This window comes from Streptomyces sp. DH12, from assembly GCF_020873895.1.
In the GTDB taxonomy this organism is placed as follows: Bacteria; Actinomycetota; Actinomycetes; order Streptomycetales; family Streptomycetaceae; genus Streptomyces.
Genome location: NZ_JAHWGT010000004.1, coordinates 92,282 through 109,506, shown reverse-complemented (window position 1 = coordinate 109,506; position 17,225 = coordinate 92,282). Strand labels below are relative to the sequence as shown.

Annotated in this window: 12 protein-coding genes; 4 read left to right on the top strand and 8 right to left on the bottom strand. The window is 76.8% G+C overall.

Annotation, left to right across the window (positions count from 1 at the left end; all coding sequences use genetic code 11):
* Positions 1-272: 272 nt before the first annotated feature.
* Positions 273-2,693, bottom strand: coding sequence for an acetate--CoA ligase family protein (locus tag LPA54_RS04915; protein WP_228974121.1), 2,421 nt, complete (start codon positions 2,691-2,693; stop codon positions 273-275).
* A 215-nt stretch (positions 2,694-2,908) separates the two neighbouring features.
* On the opposite strand from LPA54_RS04915, the gene LPA54_RS04910 reads away from it, so the two are divergent.
* Entirely contained in the window at positions 2,909-4,261 is a 1,353-nt protein-coding gene (locus LPA54_RS04910) for a hypothetical protein (protein ID WP_228974118.1), read from the top strand.
* On the opposite strand, the gene LPA54_RS04905 is transcribed toward LPA54_RS04910, so the two are convergent.
* The 4 genes from LPA54_RS04905 to LPA54_RS04890 all read right to left on the bottom strand — a co-directional run bounded on the left by LPA54_RS04905 (position 4,245) and on the right by LPA54_RS04890 (position 8,330).
* Positions 4,245-5,792, bottom strand: a complete 1,548-nt coding sequence (locus tag LPA54_RS04905) for an NAD(P)/FAD-dependent oxidoreductase (RefSeq protein ID WP_228974116.1) — start codon at positions 5,790-5,792, stop codon at positions 4,245-4,247. The genes LPA54_RS04910 and LPA54_RS04905 overlap by 17 nt on opposite strands.
* A gap of 157 nt (positions 5,793-5,949) precedes the next feature.
* Complete coding sequence (locus LPA54_RS04900; protein ID WP_228974114.1) at positions 5,950-6,621, bottom strand: DUF4142 domain-containing protein; 672 nt, start codon at positions 6,619-6,621, stop codon at positions 5,950-5,952.
* A 165-nt stretch (positions 6,622-6,786) separates the two neighbouring features.
* Positions 6,787-7,449 (bottom strand): pyridoxal 5'-phosphate synthase, encoded by a 663-nt coding sequence (locus LPA54_RS04895; protein ID WP_228974112.1) that lies wholly within the window; start codon positions 7,447-7,449, stop codon positions 6,787-6,789.
* Positions 7,450-7,682: 233 nt separating this feature from the next.
* Entirely contained in the window at positions 7,683-8,330 is a 648-nt protein-coding gene (locus LPA54_RS04890) for a TetR family transcriptional regulator (protein ID WP_228974110.1), read from the bottom strand.
* A gap of 306 nt (positions 8,331-8,636) precedes the next feature.
* Here LPA54_RS04890 and LPA54_RS04885 point away from each other — a divergent pair, with 306 nt between their 5' ends.
* Positions 8,637-9,440 (top strand): VOC family protein, encoded by an 804-nt coding sequence (locus LPA54_RS04885; RefSeq protein WP_228974107.1) that lies wholly within the window; start codon positions 8,637-8,639, stop codon positions 9,438-9,440.
* Positions 9,441-9,624: 184 nt separating this feature from the next.
* A complete protein-coding gene (locus tag LPA54_RS04880; RefSeq protein ID WP_228974106.1) occupies positions 9,625-12,069 on the top strand; it encodes a PQQ-binding-like beta-propeller repeat protein in 2,445 nt (814 codons plus the stop codon).
* Between the two features lie 28 nt (positions 12,070-12,097).
* Here the strand turns inward: LPA54_RS04880 and LPA54_RS04875 are convergent, their stop codons facing one another.
* Entirely contained in the window at positions 12,098-12,817 is a 720-nt protein-coding gene (locus LPA54_RS04875; RefSeq protein WP_228974103.1) for a hypothetical protein, read from the bottom strand.
* Positions 12,818-13,016: 199 nt separating this feature from the next.
* Between LPA54_RS04875 and LPA54_RS04870 the strand changes: the two genes are divergently transcribed.
* Positions 13,017-13,532: a hypothetical protein gene (locus tag LPA54_RS04870; protein ID WP_228974101.1), complete on the top strand. Its 516-nt coding sequence runs from the start codon at positions 13,017-13,019 to the stop codon at positions 13,530-13,532.
* 132 nt (positions 13,533-13,664) lie between these two features.
* On the opposite strand, the gene LPA54_RS04865 is transcribed toward LPA54_RS04870, so the two are convergent.
* Both LPA54_RS04865 and LPA54_RS04860 read right to left on the bottom strand, forming a co-directional pair.
* Positions 13,665-13,934 carry a hypothetical protein gene (locus tag LPA54_RS04865; RefSeq protein ID WP_228974099.1) on the bottom strand — a complete coding sequence of 90 codons (270 nt, stop codon included), beginning with the start codon at positions 13,932-13,934 and terminating at the stop codon, positions 13,665-13,667.
* A 219-nt stretch (positions 13,935-14,153) separates the two neighbouring features.
* Positions 14,154-17,192 carry a BTAD domain-containing putative transcriptional regulator gene (locus tag LPA54_RS04860; RefSeq protein WP_228974097.1) on the bottom strand — a complete coding sequence of 1,013 codons (3,039 nt, stop codon included), beginning with the start codon at positions 17,190-17,192 and terminating at the stop codon, positions 14,154-14,156.
* Between the last annotated feature and the right edge of the window lie 33 nt (positions 17,193-17,225).

Below are 17,225 nucleotides of genomic sequence, written 5' to 3'. Positions count from 1 at the left end.
AGCGCCGGCGCCGGGCCGGGTGGCGGCCGCCGTGCCGTGCTCGGGGCGCGCATACGCGCGCCGCCACCCCGCGCGCCGCCATCTCATGTCGGCCACCTCCACGCCGGCCGCCTCGTGCCGGCCGTCCCGCGCCGGCGCCGCGCCGCCATCTCATGTCGGCCACCTCCACGCCGCCGCCCCACGCCGTCCGCGCCGTCGGGCGGCTCGCCCACGCCGTCGGACGCCTGCGCACGGCCGTCCGGCGGGTCCGCCGGGTCGCCGGGGCGGGCGGGTCACGCGTCCGTGGGGCGGCACCGCGCGTGCGCGCCCAGGGCGACCGCGCCCTGCCCGCGCTCCTGGACGACGAGGGGGTCCACGGCCAACTCCGCGACCTCCCCGCCGAGTTCGAGGCCCATCCGCTGCACCCGCAGAACCACCTCCACCAACGCGTCCACGTCCAGCGGCGGCCCGCCCCGCACCCCGTCCAGCAGGGCCCTCCCGGGCAGTTCGTCCAGCATCCCGCGCGCCTGCGCCGCGCCGAACGGCGGCACGCGCACCGCCGTGTCCGTGAGCACCTCGCCCAGCACCCCGCCCAGCCCGACCGTCACGACCGGCCCGAAGGCGGGGTCGTGGGCCAGGCCCACCCGCATCTCCACCCCGCCCTCCACCAGCTGGCAGACGAGCACGCCGTCGAGGTCGACCCGCTCGTACCGGGCGATGTCCACCAGCTCCCGGTAGGTGTCCCGCACCTGGCTCGCCGAGGTCAACCCGAGCCGCACGAGGCCCAGCCCCGTGCGGTGCGCCAGGTGCGGGGCCGACGCCTTCAGCGCGACCGGGTACCCGACCTGCCCCGCCGCCCGGACGGCCGCCGCCGCGCTCGTCACCGACTGCTCCCGCGGCACGCGGATCCCGTACGCCCGCAGCAGCTGCTTCGCCTCGTACTCGCTCAGCCGGCGCCCCGGCCGCAGCAGCGCCCGCGCCTTGCGCAGGGCGGGCGACGGGGTGCGGGGCACCTCGTCGAACGGGGAGCGGTAGGCGGCGGCGAAGCGGTGGTGGGCGAAGTACGCCGCGACCGCCGCGACACAGCCGCCCGCCGTGCGGAACGTCGTCACCCGCGACGAGCCGAGGAGCGTTTCCCGGTACGCCGCCTCGGTGCCGGCCGCCGACCCCCAGACCACGCACACCGGGGTGCCGCTCGCCTCCGCGGCGTCGACCAGGTCCCGCGCCAACCGGTCGGTGAGCGGCGGGACGGGCGCGGCGACCGGGCAGACCAGCAACCCGACGGCGGGGTCGGCGAGCAGCGCGTCGAGGGCGCGCCGCCCGCGCCGGTCGCCGGCCGGATGCCCCTCCCCGTCGCCGACGGGCTCCCGGGCGTCGGGGTGGCCCGGCAGCGCCGCGCCGAGCGCCTCGCGCGTCCCCTCGCCGAGCGCGGCGAGGGGGAGCCCCGCGGCGGACAGCAGGCCGGCGAAGTGCGCGGTCTCGGCCCCGGACAGGGCGTACACGGCGACGCCGTCCGCGCGCGGCGGGCGGGCCCGGGCAAGCAGCGCGGCGGTGTCCCGCAGCTGCTCCGGCGTGTCGACCGGGACGACCCCGAACTGCCGCAGCGCCGCGTCCAGCACCCGACCCGCCCTCGCCGCCGGGTCTGCGGCCGAGGCCGGGGCCGCCGGGCCGGGGGAGGGGCCGGCGCCCGGGTGGACGAGGCCGGTGGTGCCGGTGGCGCGGGGGGTGCGTACGGCCACCACCGGGACGCCCCGGCGGGCGGCGTGGTCGGCGGCGAGCAGCAGGGCCCGGCCGTCCTGGACCCCGCCCAACTGGCAGGCGACGGCGCCGACCTCCGGGCACCCGGCCAGGTACGCCAGGAGGTCGGCCGCCCCCAGGTCCGCCCCGTCGCCGGTGGCCGCCCAGTGGCTGATCGGCACGCCCAGCTCGTCCAGCGCGGCGAGGGGGCGGCCCTGGTGGCGGGTACGGGTGACCAGCGCGACGGCGGGCCCGCGCGCGGCGGGCGCCCCCGGGCCGTCCACGCCCGCGTGCGGGCCCCCGCCGCCGGAAGTCGTGCCGTCCGAGGTCGCGCCGTCCGAGGTCGTGTGGCCCGGGGTCGTGTGGCCCGGGGTCGTGCCGGTCGGGTCCGGGCCGGACGTGATCGTGCCGGACCGGTCCGTGCCGGACGGGCCCGTGCCGGACGGGCTCGCGGCGCCCGGTCCGAACACGCCCGCGCCCGGGCCGAGCAGCCGGATGCCCGCCCGTTCGGCGGCGGCCGCCCACCGCCGCGGGTCCGCGACGCCCCGGCCCGCCGGGTCCGCGGCGACGGCGAACCGCACGCCCGTGGAGGCCAGTTCCGCCAGCGCTCGCAGCGGGTCGCCGGCGGCCAGCACCGCCACCTCCACGTCGCCGGGCAGCTCGGCGACGGACCCGGCGCAGGCCGTGCCGAAGACGGTGCCCCGCCCCGGACGCACCGGGTGCACCCGTGCCCCCACCCGCTCCGCCCAGCGCATGGCCCACCGGGTGACGGTGGCGGCGGGACGCCCCTCGGTGTCCGAGGCCCCGAGGACGGCCACGGCCGTCGGCCGGAACAGCCGGTCCAGATCGGGTACCGCGGCCCTCAGCGGCCGGCCGCCGACGTCCACCTCGGGGTCGGGGTCGCCGGGGCGTCCGCGGCCGCGGGGCAGGGCCGGGGCGTGCGGATCGGGGATGAGGGTGTGCGCGGATCCGAGCATCGTTCGCCGCCTCCCGCTGGTCGTCGCGCGAGATAGTTGACGCGGTGTCAGGTTACCGAACAGTTGGCATGGCGGGAACAGGCATGCCGCCCCGACGGCCCGTCAACTGGGCCGCCCGCGCGCCGACCTGGGCGTACAACCTCCGGACCGGTTCGGGGGTCTTGCTGGAGCCAGACCCCACCCTTCACTCCTGTCACAGAAAAGGGCCCCATTCCATGAGAACGACCTCCCCCGCACGTGCCCTGACGCGCGCCGCGTGCGTCGCCGTGGTCACCGGGATCGTCGGCGCCGGCACGGTGCTCCCCGCCTCCGCCGAGGACGAGCCGCAGAGCGACCAGCTGTGGATCAGCGCCCCGTACGAGGCGACCCTGCCCGTCGGCACCGGCGGCGACGCGGGCGTGGAGCGGCCCCTCGAGGTGGGGCTGTCCCACGACAACGGCAACTTCGCCGTGACGGACGGCCGGCTCACCGTCGACGTCTCCGGGCTCACCGGTGTGGCCGAGGTGGTCTGGCCGGACAACTGCGCGCCCAGCGGCACCCGCGCCGTGTGCGCCGTGCCCGAGGTGCCCCTCTCCGGTCTCGACGAGCCCGTCCGCCTCCAGGTCCGGGCGGCGGCCGGGGCGGCCCTCGGCGCCACCGGCCGGATCGCCTACTCGGCGCGCGCCGCCACCACCCAGCAGGGCGGCGAACTCACCGCGCACGAGCAGGAGACGACGCTCAGGCTCGGCTCCGGCCCCGACCTCGTCGTGCAGGGGACCGAGCCGAGCGGCACCCTGCAGCCCGGCGACACGGTGGCCGTGCCGTTCACCGTCGTCAACCGCGGCGGCGAGGCGGCCCACGGCGTACGCGTCACGATGTACGTCACGCGCGGCCTGGACGTCGGGGCCGTCGACCCGAAGTGCGAGACCACGCCGCTGGACGAGCAGTCCGGGATCTCCGCCCTCCAGCGGGTCGACTGCCTCTTCGACGACGTCGTGGCCCCCGGCGCGGCCTTCGCGCTGCCGCGGACCCTCACGGCGACCGCCGCCCCGTACGCCTACCACGAGCGGCTCGACATCAGCGTCGACCCGGGCGGCGACGCGCAGGACCTGGAGCCCTCCGACAACGGCCTCCACACGGCCGTACGGGTGGCCAACACCTCCGACTTCTCCGTCCGCGGCGCCCACCTGACCGCCGCCGCCGGCCAGACCGTCACGGCCGACCTGACCTTCCGCAACGACGGCCCCGGCTGGGTCGCCAACCTGCGCTCCGGCGAACCCGTCGCCGCCCTCCACTTCGTCGTCCCGCAGGGCGCCACGGTCACCTCGGCGCCGGAGAACTGCCACGGCCGCACCGCGTCGGGCGACTGGTACGAGGGTCCCGGCGGCGCCCCGCGCTACCAGTGCGACCTGCCCATGTGGATCGGTGAGCGGCAGCAGGTCTCCCTGCCGTTCACGCTGCGCGTCGACACCGTCGTCCCCGGCGCCACCGGCACGGTGACCCTCCGCGACACCTGGGGAGAGGCGCGGCCCAACGACCCCGACGCCACCGACAACACCGCGGACGTCGTCCTCAACGCGGCAGGCTGACCGGCGGCATGAGCCGCGGCGGGAGGACGGCGGGACGGTCGTCCTCCCGCCCTCCCGGCCCGGTGCCGCTTCCGGCACCGGCAACGGCACCGGTTCCGGTTCCGACCCCCGCGCCGGCGCGCGGACGCCCGTCGGCGCCGCGCCGGCCCCGGCGGCCGCGCCGCCCCGCCCGGTCGGTCGCGGCCTCGGGCCCGTGCGGGCCGTGCACCCCGTACGGGGCGGGCGGCTGCGGCACCGCCGCCACCGCCTTCGCGATCCGCCGCGCCTCCCGCGCGACCTCACGCAGCGCGCCGCCCAACGGGTGCGCGTAGCCGGCGAAGTACAGACCCGGCGCCCCCTGCGCCGTACGGCCGCCCCGCACCACGGGCCGCCCCCGCGCGTCCAGTACGCCCAGGTGCCCGACCAGGTCCTCCAGCGCGCGCCGGTACCCCGTCGCCGCGATGACCGCGTCCGGGCTCGCCACGGAGCCGTCGGCCAGCGTGACCTTCCCCGGCTCGAACGACGCCACGGCCGCCACCGGCTCCACCCGGCCCCGCCGCACGGCGTCGACCACTCCGGTGTCGTACACCGGCAGCCTCCCGTCGCGGCGCAGCCGCGCGCACGGGCCCTCGGCCGGGCGCGGCAGACCGTACGCCGACAGGTCCGGCACCGTCAGCCGCCCCAGCAGCCGCAGCAACCGGTCCGCCGGCCACGCGGGCAACCGGCGCACCAGGACCCCGGTGGCCTGCGCGGGCCACCCGAGCACCGAGCGGCGCACCAGGTGCGGCACCGTGCGGACGGCCAGCCGCACCCGCGCCGCGCCGCCCTCCACCAGGTCGACGGCTATCTCCGTGCCGCTGTTCCCCGCCCCCACCACCAGCACGTCCCGGCCGGCGTACGGGGCGGGGGAGCGGTACGCGGCGGAGTGCAGCAGCTCGCCCTCCCAGGTGTCGACGCCGGGCCAGGACGGCACCAGGGGCGTGTGGGCGGCGCCCGTGGCCACCACGACGGCGCGGCTGGTCAGCCGCCGGCCACCGGTCGCGTGCAGGATCCAGCGGTCCTCGCCGCCGACCCCGCCGGGCCCACCGGTCCGGCCGGGCCCACCCGTCCGGCCGGGCCCGCCGGAGGCGCTGGGGGCCGCAGGGCCGGGCGCTCCGTCAGGTGTCCCGCCGGCTGCCCCCTCGGCGTCCTCCGCGGCCGGTGCGCGCTCGATGCGCAGGACCTCCACGCCGGTGACGACCTCCAGGCCGTGCGCCTCGGCGTACCCCTCCAGGTAACGGACCACGTCGTCGCGCGAGAGCCAGCGGCCCGACGCGCGGGAGGGTCGCAGCCCCGGCAGCGCCGAGCGGCGCCGGGTGGTGTGCAGCCGCAGCCGGTCGTAGTGGCGGCGCCAGCTCGCGGCGACCGCGGGCGCCTTCTCCAGGACGACGGCCCGCACGCCGCGCCCGCGCAGCGCGGCGGCCACGGCGAGTCCTCCGGGACCGCCGCCGACGACGTAGACGGGCGGGCCGAGGACGGGGTCGGGGGCGATCGGAACGGTGTCTCGGGCCATGGACGCTGAGCGTAGTGGCCCGATCTTTTGTTGGGTCCCGGTCAAGGGGGAAATCGGTTGCGAAAGGGTCACGAACCGGGCCGCGCCCCCGGCTCCGCCCGCCCGGGAGCGCACCCGGGGGAGCGAGCGGGGCGCGCCGTGCGCGGTGCGTGGAGCGCTACTTGGGCGTGACCGCCTCCTCGACCTCCGCGAACGTCTTGCCCTCCACCAGGCCGGTGTCCTCCAGGACCTCCATGTGGTCCAGGACGGTGTCGTTGGCCTGGCGGGCGTGCCGGCGGATCAGGTCGTTCTGCGTCGCCGCGCGCACCTCGGCGATCGTGGCGAAGATCTTGCCGTGGGACGAGCGGAGGATGTTGGCGAAGATCCGGTCGAACTCCGCTCCCCGGGCGGCCTCCAGCTGCCGCACGAAGCCCTGCTGCTCCTCCGTCGCCTCGTTCGGGATCTCCACGCCGAGGATCCGGGCGTCCTCCCGGACCAGCTGGTCGAGCTTGCTGTGCCCGTCGAGCAGGTGGAGGCCGGCGCGCTTCACCGCCTCGCTGGAGCCGTTGGTCTGCGCCAGCCTCCCGGCCGGTATCTCCCACAGCCCCGCCTGCCGGACCTTGACGAGGAACGTCCGGTCGATCTCCGTCACCGGCTGCGGGCCGGCCGCGGCGCTCCCGTACCCCCCGTCCTGCCGCACCACCGAGCCGGCCTGCTCGGCCTGCGCCTCGTCGTTCCCGCCCCGCACCAGCAGGAACAGCGCCAGCAGCGCGGCGCAGGAGGCGGCGACGGCGGCGATGGCCGGCCGGGGCACGCCGGGGCGCCGGGGGGCGCGTCGGTTCGGATGCATGGTCCCTCCTCGTTCAGCTTGCAGAGGGATACGGAAGGGGCCGCCGGGGCGTTCAGTCCGGGGCGCCGATCGCCGCGGGCGGGCGGTCGGGAGGCGGGCGGCCGGGAGGCGGCGGATCGGGAGGCGGGCGGCCGGGAGGCAGCGGATCAGGGGCGGCCGGCGCGGTCACGGCCAGAGCAGGCCCCGCGTCCAGGCGCCGTCGCCGTCGCGGAGGTAGCGCAGTCGTACGTGGCGGCGACGGGCATCGCCCTGGAAGAACTCCGCCTCCCGGGCGGCCAGGTGGTAGACCGTCCAGGTGGCGACCCCGGCCGCCGGATCCGTCTCCGCCAGGGCCCAGGAGGCGTCGCTCGCCTCGCGCAGCACCTGCAGGGAGGGCAGCGGTTCACTCTGGCGGCCCACGAGCGCCGCGGCCAGCGCGCCCGTCGATCGGGCGTGGAGGTCGTCGTACGCCTCCGCCGGGCTGCCCGCCGTGACCCGGCCCCGGAGCCGGACCTGGCGGGCCCGCGCCGGCCAGTAGAAGTGGAGCGCGGCGTCCGGGCAGGCGGCCAGCTGCCGGCCCTTGGTGCTGGTGGAGTGCGTGGCGAACCGCCAGCCCCGCGCGTCGGCGCCGTGCAGCATCACCGTGCGGACGTCCGGGTGACCGGCGGCGTCGACCGTGGCCAGCTGCATGGCGTGCGGCTCCGGCTGGCCCGCGCGGGCCGCGTCCACGAACCAGTCGCGGAAGAGCGGCAGCGGGTCGTCGGGGGCGTCGTCCGGGTCGAAGTCGGGCAGGTCGGTGTCCCAGACCCGCAGGGAGCGCAGGGTGGCCTCGAAGGCGCTGTCCGTCATGGGGACATCATGGGCCGCCGCGCCGGTACGCACCGCCCGGGGCCGCCCGGGGGCACGCGGGGGCGCGTGGGGGCCGGGAGAGGACGGGGCGGGGAGCGAGCGGGGGTGGGGGAGTGGCGGCGGGGGGTGGGGTGGGGAGTGGCGGGCCCGTCGGGCGGTGGGGCCGGCGGGTGTCGGGCGCGGGGTGCCGGTGGCGGTCGCCGCCGGGGTGACAGGACCGTCCGCGCCACTCGCTACTTGGCGGGCTTCTTGCCCGTGATGCCGAGGTGGACCAGGAGGGCCAGGTTGGGGCGGATCTCGGCCTGCTTCACGCCCCAGGTCTGGAACCCCTTCTGGTGCGAGGCCACCGACGCGAGCATCGTGACCAGGGCGCCCGCCATCGCGGCGGGGTTCACGTCCTTGTCGACCCGGCCCTTGGACTGGAGCTCCTTCACCGCGTCCGTGAGGGAGCCGGTCACGGAGCCGAGGACCTTCATACGGATCTTGTAGAACCGTTTGTCCCCTTCGGCGGCGGCCAGGTCCACGACGCGCAGGATGGCGTCGTTGCGCCGCCAGAAGTCGAGGAAGCCGTCGACGAGCTCCTCCGCCGACTGCTTGGCGGCCCGGCCGACCCAGGAGCGACCTGATACCAATTCGGTCAATCCTGCGCCTTCCTTGGCCATTTCCTCGGCGATTTCGAGGACAGCGCCCTCCACGTCCGGGAAATACTGATAGAAGGTCGCAGGTGAAGTGCCCGCCTTCCGGGCCACGTCGATGACTTTGACGTCCCGGTACGGCGAGGAGCCGAGCATCTCGCTGAGGCAGTCGAGCAGCTTCTGCCGCGTCGCCTGTCCGCGCCGACCGGCCACGCGGCCGTCGACGGTGCGCACTTGTCCTGTCATGCCGTCAGCTTACCGACGGGTGTTCGGCGCGCTATTCGGCCGACTGCAAATGGGGTGCACCCCCGTGCAGACGGCTCTCCCGGATGTGTACCGGCGCCTTCGGCGCCGCCCCTCGCGACGCCCGGTGGCCGGGGTCGGGGCCGTGGCGGGTGAGCCGTAGGATTATCAACAGGCTGTGGACAACTTTGGTGGACAAGTGCCCGAGCGGACCCGCTCCCCCTGCGCCCCGTCCCCACTCGCACTAGCGTGACGCCCACGGGCGCACACGCTCCGTGCGCGCCCGTGCACAGGGAAGGAACCACGCCCATGGCCGCGACCACGCAGCAGACGCCGGAGGGCACGCCCTGCTGGGCGGACGCGCTGCTCCCGGACCTGGAGGCCGGCAAGCGCTTCTACGGCGAGCTGTTCGGCTGGACCTTCGCCGACGGCGGCGAGGCCGACCGCCCCTACGCCGTCGCCCTCGTCGCCGGCGCGCCCGTCGCCGGGCTCGCCCCCAAACGGGACGGCAGGATGCCCACCGCCTGGGGCGTGTACCTGTCCACCCCCGACGCCACCGCCCTCGCCGCCCGCATCCGGCACGCCGGCGGCCAGATCATCACCGCGCCCGTACGGGTCGGCACCGCGGGCGTCACCGCCCTCGCCGTCGACCCGGGAGGCGCCGTCTTCGGCCTCTGGCAGGGCGAGGAGCGGCCGGGCTTCGGCCGCCAGGGGGTCCCCGGCTCGTACTGCTGGACCGAGGTGTACACCCGGCCCGCCGACAGGGACGCCGTCGACACCTTCTACGCGACCGTCTTCGGCTACCGCACCCGCGACCTCGACGACCCCGCCGCCGACTTCCGCGTCTGGTCCCCGCCCGGCCCCGGGGAACCCACCGACGCCACCGCCATCGGCGGGCGCAGCGTCATCGGCGACGCCTTCCCGGCCGAGATGCCGGCCCACTTCCTCGTCTACTTCGCCGTCGAGGACTGCGACACCACCGCCACCACCGCCGTCCGGCTGGGCGGCCGCGTCACCGAGCCCCCCTTCGACACGCCGTACGGCAGGATCGCCGTCCTCGCCGACGACCAGGGCGCGGTCTTCGCCGTCCTCGCCGAACCCGCGGCCGCCTGACCCCCGTGGCCGGAACGCGGTGGTATCCCCTGCCGTGTCCCCACTCCACCGGCCTCACCGGCGTGTCCGGATCCGGGTGAGACACCCCGATCCGCCCCCGGGTTCGCCACGGCCGCCCCGGACAGGAAGAATCAGGGCCCACAGGGTCGTACCCTCATGGCCCTGACGGGGAGGTGGCACGCAAGTGGAGCAGCTGACGCAGCACGACCCGAGACGGATCGGCCCGTTCGAGGTGCTGGGCCGGCTCGGCGCCGGCGGGATGGGCCTGGTCTACCTGGCGCGGTCGGCGTCCGGCCGCCGCGTGGCGATCAAGACCGTACGGACCGAGCTCGCCGAGGACCAGCTGTTCCGCGTCCGCTTCACCCGCGAGGTCGAGGCCGCGCGGGCGGTGTCCGGTTTCTACACCGCGGCCGTCGTGGACGCCGACCCGCGCGCGGCCGTGCCGTGGCTGGCGACCGCCTACGTGCCCGCGCCCTCCCTGGAGGAGATCGTCAACGAGTGCGGGCCGATGCCCGCGCCCGCCGTGCGCTGGCTGGCCGCCGGGATCGCCGAGGCACTCCAGTCCATCCACGGCGCGGGCCTCGTCCACCGCGACCTCAAGCCCTCCAACGTCCTCGTCGTCGAGGACGGCCCGCGCGTCATCGACTTCGGCATCGCGTCCGGCGTCTCCAACACCCGGCTGACCATGACCAACGTCGCCGTCGGGACGCCCGCCTACATGTCCCCCGAGCAGGCCCGCGACTCGCGCAGCGTCACCGGCGCCAGCGACGTCTTCTCCCTCGGCTCGACGCTCGTCTTCGCCGCGACCGGCCACGCCCCCTTCCACGGCGCGAACCCCGTCGAGACGGTCTTCATGCTGCTGCGCGAGGGCCCGGACCTCGAAGGGCTCCCCGACGAGCTGCGCCCGCTCATCGACTCGTGCATGCAGATGGACGCGGCGCTGCGGCCCACCCCGGCCGACCTCCAGGCGCAGCTGGCCCCGCACCTCTTCGCCGGCGGCGACGACAGCGGCACGGCCTCCGCCTGGCTGCCCGCCAGCGCCACCGCCATGATCGAGCAGCGGCGCGGCGGCCGCCCCGCCCCGCCCCTGCCGCCGGCCCCGCCCGGCCCGCCCCCCGGCCACGGTCCCGGCGCCGCGCCGCAGGGCCCCCCGCCGCAGGGACCCGCCGGCGGCCGGGCGCCCGGCGCGCCCCAGCCCGGACAGGAGTGGGACCCCGCCCGGCGCGGCGGCAGCGACCCGCGCACCGGCCACGCGGCGGCCCCCGCCGACGCCGCGCCCGTGCGGCTCCCCGGCTCCGGCGTGCCCATCGGGCCCGGCCCCCGCCGGGCCGCCGCCCGCGCCGCCCACGACCCCGCCGGCCCCGCGACCGGATGGATCCGCCCGCCCGCCGGGCTCACCGGCGACGCCGCCCCGCCGCCGCCCACCGGCCGCCCCCTGCCCGGCCAGGGCGGCGCCACCGACGGCGGACCCACCGCCGCCGTCGCCGCGCCCGGCCACTGGCGGCCCTGGCGGTTCCGCATGTCGAACGACGTGTGGGGCACGCCCGTCGTCGACGGCGACCTGCTGTACGTGACGTCCTTCGAGGTCCACGCCCTCGACACGGCCACCGGCCGCCGCCAGTTCAAGACCCGCGACGTCGCCTGGTCGATGGCGGTCGCCGCCGGCCGCATCCACGCCTCCGACGGGCCCACCCTCTACGCGCTCGGCGCCCACGACGCGGGCGAGCTGTGGCGGCTCCAGACCGACGCGTGGGTGTACGCGCTCAAGGTCGACCGCGGCACGGTCGTCACCGGTACGCGCGGCGGCGGGGTCCAGGGCTGGGAGGCGTCCAACGGCGCACGGCTGTGGGAGCTCTCCGGCGCCCAGACCGACTTCGAGACCCCCGAGGCCGGGCCCGCCGTCCACGGCGACACCGTGTACGTCTGGCAGGACGCCCGGCTGCGCGCCCTCGACGCCCGCACGGGCGTCGAGCGCTGGTCGTACCCCATCGGCGACGCCGCCTCCTGCGGCGGCGTGCCCGTCCGCGTCACCCCGGCCGAGGACGGCTACGTGTACGTCGCCGCCGGCACCCGCGTCCTCTCCGTCGACGTCCTGTCCGGCCGCGTCCGCTGGCACTTCGAGGCGCCCGCGGTGTTCCTCTCCGCACCCGCCTTCGCCCCCGGGCCCGCGGTCACCGGCGGCGGCGTGTACCTCGCCGACCACCTGGGCACCGTGTACGCCCTCGACGCCTCGACCGGCAAGGACCGGTGGCGCATCGCGACGGAGACCCGCCAGTCGATCGAGCCGGTCCTCGTCACCGACGGCAACGTCCACGTCGGCAGCGGCAGCGCCCTGTACACGCTGGACGCGGTCACCGGCACCCCGAAGTGGCGGTTCGCGGCGGGCGGGGAGATCGTCGGCGCGCCCGTCGTCGCCGACGGGCGGCTGCACTTCGGCTCCGCCGACCACGTCCTGTACACCCTCGACGCCGCCGGCGGGCAGCTGCGGTGGAAGCTGACCACCGGCGGCGAGATCACCGGGTCGCCCGTGGCGCGGGCCGGTGTCGTCTACGCGTGCAGCAAGGACCGGTGCGTCTACGCGCTGGACGCGGTCAAGGGCACCGCCACGGGGCGCGCCGCGGCCCGGTGACCCCACGGGGCGGCCGCGGGGGCGGTGGTCAGCGGCGGTCGTCCGGGTGGTCCGGGTAGCGGTGGTCGCGGGTCTCCTGCGGATCGCGGTAGCCCTGGTCCCGGTAGTCCTGGTCGTGATGGCCCTGGTCCCGGTAGCCCTGGTCCCGGTAGTCCCGGTCGTGGTGGCCCTGGTCCCAGTGGTCCGGGTCGCGGTGGCCGGGGTCCCCGTACCCGCGGTCGTCGTGGCCCCGGTCGCCGTGGCCGCGCCGGTCCTGGTGCGGCTGGTGGCGCGGGTCGTCCAGCGTCGGGTACGAGGCGTCGGAGTGCCGCCCCGCGGGCGCCGTCCGCCGTACCCGCCGGCCCGCCATCAGCGCGGCGGCCAGCAGCAGCAGCACCCCGCCGGCCAGCGCCAGCCCGAGACCCGAGCCGAGGCCCCGCGTCTCGTCGCCGGACGCGGTGAGGCTTCCGGCCGCCTGGCTCTGGCGGACCATCCACAGCACGGAGAACCCGAGCACGATCACCCCGGCCAGCGCCACGGCGAGCCGGGAGCGCAGGACGACGCCCGCCAGGGCGACCAGCGCCGCGAACGCCATGGCCGGCCACAGCGACGTCCACAGCCCCGCCGTCTCCGGCGTGATCCCGACGACGACGTCGTCGATCCGGTAGTGCCGACCCAGGCGGCCGTCGTACCAGGCCCGGAAGGGGCTGTACACGGCGGCGGCCGCGCCCACGACGGCGAGAACGGCGCCGATGACGTTACGGATCATCCTCGGCCTCCTTCGGCTCGTACCGGACGGCATCCCGTCGGCATCCGGACGGCGTCCGGTCGGCGGTCGAGTACCCGAGGAGGGCGGGGGGAACCCCGCGACGCCGGTACGGCGTCCTCCACCCCGCTGCTAGGGTGACGTGCGCTCGTCAATGTGAGCGCCGTAGTATTCCACTTTCGACGGGGGTTGAAACATGAAAATGCGTCACGTTCGGGCGGTCGCGGTCTGCGGTCTCGTCCTGGTCGCCCTGACCGGTGCCCGCGGGTCCGGCGGTGGCGGCTGCGACGGTTCCAGCTCCGGTTCGAGCGGCTCCGGCAGCTCCGGCGGCGGTTCGAGCAGCGGCGGCCACGACAGCGACAACAACTCCTCGGGCGGCTCGTCGGGCGGCTCGGTCTCCGGCGGCGGCTCCTCCGGCAACCAGGCCCTGCGGGACATCCGCATCGACGAGTGCAAGCTCGACGCCTCCGGCAAGAACCTCGTCGCCCGGCTGACGGTCACCAACGACGGCTCGGTCGGCTACACGTACGACGCGACCGTCCAGTTCAAGGGCGGCGCCGGGCAGACCGCCCCCTACGCCGCCGCGCGGGTCGACGACCTCGCCGTCCCGGCCGGCGGCTCCCGGACCACCGAGGCCACCACGGCCTACACGGGCGGCGGCACCGGGTCCGAGTACACCCAGTGCGTCGTGACCACCGCCTCCCGCACCGCCGCCTGACCGCCTCCGGGCGGGTGGCGCCCGGGAACGGCGACGTCCCCGGCGGGTCGGTCACCGACCCGCCGGGGACGCGCGGCGACCGCGACGGCTCCCCCTCCGCGCCGCCGCGGTCGCTCCCCGTGTGGTGTGGGCCTACTTGACCGGCGGCGCCGGCACGTGGTTGTCCATGGTCACGAAGGTGTCCCGCGGCGGGGCGGGGACGTGGTTGTCCATCGTGGTCACGAGCTCCTCGACGGCCACGCCGTCCCGCGGCGGGGCGGGCACGTGGTTGTCCATCGTGACCACGCCGTCCCGCGGCGGGGCCGGGACGTGGTTGTCCATCGTGACCAGGCCCTCCCGCGGCGGAGCGGGCACGTGGTTGTCCATCGCCGCGATGATCTCTTCGTTCTTCTTGTCGCTCATCGTGTCTCCCCGTTGTGGTGCGGTGTGATCGGTCACGCCCGCTCGGCGACTCCCCCGAGGGCCGCCGAACGGGCGTTCAGGACCGCTCACCCTGGACGGTGAGCGCCGACCGGTCCGCCTGCCCCCCGACGCGACGGACCGTTCACCAACAGAGTGCCGGTCGCTCATAAACGAATGCTGAACGCCCCGGTCCGGGGCGTGCGCGCCCCGCCGGACCCCTCAGGCGGCCGCCGACGGGGCCAGCAGGGCCCGTACGCCCGCCGCCTCCTGCGCGCCCAGTTCCTCGTAGAGGGACAGCGCCTCCACCAGGCAGGCCCGGGAGCGGTCGCTCTGCCCCAGCGCCCGCAGGGCCTTGCCCAGCAGCGTCAGGGTGTGGCCGCGCATCTGGTCGCCGCCGATGCAGCCCAGCGCCAGGGCCTGTTCGGCGTGCTGCGCGGCGTGCGCGGGGCGCCGCGAGCGCAACTGCGCCTCGGCGATGCGGAAGTGCGTGGCGCCCTCCCACAGCCGCTGCCGGTTCTTCGCGAAGATCCGCAGCGCCTCGGCGAACTCCTCCAGCGCCTCCGCGTGCCGGTCGGCGTGGGTGAGGGCGACACCGAGCGCGTACCGGCCGTTGGCCAGGCGCAGCGTCAGGCCGAGCCGGTCGTAGATCTCGATGCCCTGGCGCGCCAGGTCGATGGCGCTGGTGGGGCGGCCGGTGAGGAGGTGCACGCGGGAGAGGTTGCACAGGGCGGTGGCGACGCTGGAGAGGTTGCCGACCTCCCGCGACCCCTCCGTCGCGCGGACCAGGTGCTCCTCGGCGTCCTGGTGGCGACCCTGGACGATGGCGATGATCCCGCGGTCGTTGTCCGCCCAGTAGACCGGTGCCGGGTCGCCCGCGGCCACCGCCAGCTCGCGCGCGCCGCGCGCCTCCCGGTCCGCCCGGTCGTAGCGGCCCGCCACCAGGTGGACGTTGCTCAGCGTCGTGCGCGCCCGCGCCTCCGTACGGGCGTCGCCGGCGGCGTGCGCGGCCTCCCGCGCGGCCAGCGCCGCCGACTCGTACTGCTTGGAGTTCGCCCCGGACTCCGTGAGGTCCTTCGCCGCCCACAGCAGGTCCACCGCGCGGCGCAGCCTGCTGGGCGGCGCCCCGCCCGCCGTCGCCTGGCGGACGCAGGCCAGGACGCAGTTCGCCTCGCGGTACAGCCAGTCCTGGGCGGTGTGCCGGTCGGTGAAGGACAGCCCCTCGTACGTGGTGGGTTCGAGGTGGTCGACGAGCCGGTCGCCGGGCCGCTCGATGGCGTACACGCGGGCGGCGGTCGCCAGGTAGAAGTCGAGCAGCCGGGACATGGCCGCCTCGCGCTCCGCCGGGGGCTGCTCGTCCCGCTCGGCGCAGGCGCGGGCGTAGAGGCGGACCAGGTCGTGGTACCGGTAGCGGCCGGGGGCCGCCGACTCGACGAGCGAGGTGTCCACGAGCGTCTCGATGAGGTCCTCGGTCTCCTGCGGCGGCAGGTCCAGGACGGCGGCGGCCGCGGCGAGCGAGATGTCCGGGCCGTCGGCGAGGCCGAGCAGCCGGAAGGCGCGGGCCTGCGCGGGCTCCAGGTGCGTGTAGCCGAGTTCGAAGGTGGCCTTCACGGCCAGGTCGCCCGCCTGGAGCTCGTCCAGCCGGCGCCGCTCGTCGGCGAGCTTGGCCGCCAGCACGGACACCGTCCACGTGCGGCGGGCGGCCAGCCGGGACGCCGCGATGCGGATGGCCAGCGGCAGGAACCCGCACGCGGCGACCACGTCCAGGGCCGCCTCGCGCTCCGCCCGCACCCGTTCGGCGCCCACGATCCGGGTGAACAGCTGCAGCGCCTCGTCCGGCGACATCACGTCCAGGTCGACCAGGTGCGCCCCCGCCAGGTCCACCATCCGGATCCGGCTGGTCACCAGCGCGGCGCACCCCTCGCTGCCGGGCAGCAGCGGCCGTACCTGGGCGGCGTCGCGGGCGTTGTCGAGCAGGACCAGCACCCGCCGGCCCGCCAGCGTCGACCGGTACAGCGCCGCCCGTTCCTCCAGCGTCTCGGGGACCTGCGCGTCCGGAGTGCCGAGCGCCCGCAGGAACGAGCCGAGCACGGTCTCCGGCTCCGCCGCGCGCGACCCGGCGCCCATCAGGTCCACGTACAGCTGCCCGTCCGGGAAGTGCGGCCGCGCCTGGTGCGCCACGTGGACGGCGAGGGTCGTCTTGCCGACGCCGCCGATGCCGGCGAGCGCCGACACGGCCATCACCGAGCCCTCGGCGGTGACCAGCAGGTCTCCCAGCTCCCGTACGAAGGGGACCCGGCCGGTGAAGTCGGGGACCGTCGCCGGGAGCTGGGCGGGGCGGGCCACGGCCGCCGTGCCCGGCGCGGCCTCCTCGACCGGCCGGTCCAGTTCGCTGTCGGCCTGGAGGATCCGCTGCTGGAGGCGGGACAGCTCGGGGCGCGGGTCGACGCCCAGCTCGTCGGCGAGGAGGCGGCGGGTGTCCGCGTACACGGCGAGCGCCTCCGCCTGCCGGCCGCTGCGGTACAGGGCCAGCATGAGCAGCTCCCGCAGCCGCTCGCGCAGCGGGTGCGCGGCGGTCAGCGCGGTCAGCTCGGAGACGGCCTCGGCGTGGTGGCCGCACTCCAGGTCCAGGTCCAGGCGGGTCTCCACGAGCTGGAGCCGCCACTCCTCCAGCCGGGCGCGCTGCGTCTCCGCGTACGGGCCGGGGACGGACGCCAGGGGCTCGCCGTCCCACAGCCCGAGCGCCTTGTCGATCAGCGTGACGGCCTGGGCGCGGTCGCCGGCGACGCGGGCCTTCTCCGCCTCCGCGGCCAGCTCCTGCGCCACGTTCAGGTCGAGGGCGTCGCCCGCGCCGCGGATCGCGTACCCGCCGGACTCGCTGACCAGGACGTCCGGGGGGAGCACCTTGCGCAACCGGGAGGCGTAGGTGCGGACGGCGGCGAGCGCCTGCGAGGGCGGTTCGTCGCCCCAGATGGCGTCGATCAGCTCGGCGGCCGTCGCCGTCCTCCCGTCGCGCAGCAGCAGGGCGGCCAGCAGGGCGCGCTGCTGCGGCGAACCGGACGGCAGCGGCTCGCCCTCGCGCCAGGCGCGCACCGGCCCGAGCACCGCGAAGCGCAGGGCGGCGCGGCCCGCGGGCCCGCCCCCCGGGGCCGTCCGGTGGCCGCCCGGGGGCCGGTCGCCGACCGGTGCTCGACCGCCCGGTACCTGCGCTGGCCGTGGAACACGCTGCTCCGGCACTCGCGGCCCGTAGTCACGGTCCATAGCTCCCCCTGCCCGTACCGCTGGTATCGCCGC

Coding starts and splice junctions, on each gene's coding strand:
- LPA54_RS04915 (WP_228974121.1), bottom strand. CDS start 2,693: ATGCTCGGATCCGCGCACACCCTCATCCCCGATCCGCACGCCCCGGCC.
- LPA54_RS04910 (WP_228974118.1), top strand. CDS start 2,909: ATGAGAACGACCTCCCCCGCACGTGCCCTGACGCGCGCCGCGTGCGTC.
- LPA54_RS04905 (WP_228974116.1), bottom strand. CDS start 5,792: ATGGCCCGAGACACCGTTCCGATCGCCCCCGACCCCGTCCTCGGCCCG.
- LPA54_RS04900 (WP_228974114.1), bottom strand. CDS start 6,621: ATGCATCCGAACCGACGCGCCCCCCGGCGCCCCGGCGTGCCCCGGCCG.
- LPA54_RS04895 (WP_228974112.1), bottom strand. CDS start 7,449: ATGACGGACAGCGCCTTCGAGGCCACCCTGCGCTCCCTGCGGGTCTGG.
- LPA54_RS04890 (WP_228974110.1), bottom strand. CDS start 8,330: ATGACAGGACAAGTGCGCACCGTCGACGGCCGCGTGGCCGGTCGGCGC.
- LPA54_RS04885 (WP_228974107.1), top strand. CDS start 8,637: ATGGCCGCGACCACGCAGCAGACGCCGGAGGGCACGCCCTGCTGGGCG.
- LPA54_RS04875 (WP_228974103.1), bottom strand. CDS start 12,817: ATGATCCGTAACGTCATCGGCGCCGTTCTCGCCGTCGTGGGCGCGGCC.
- LPA54_RS04870 (WP_228974101.1), top strand. CDS start 13,017: ATGCGTCACGTTCGGGCGGTCGCGGTCTGCGGTCTCGTCCTGGTCGCC.
- LPA54_RS04865 (WP_228974099.1), bottom strand. CDS start 13,934: ATGAGCGACAAGAAGAACGAAGAGATCATCGCGGCGATGGACAACCAC.
- LPA54_RS04860 (WP_228974097.1), bottom strand. CDS start 17,192: ATGGACCGTGACTACGGGCCGCGAGTGCCGGAGCAGCGTGTTCCACGG.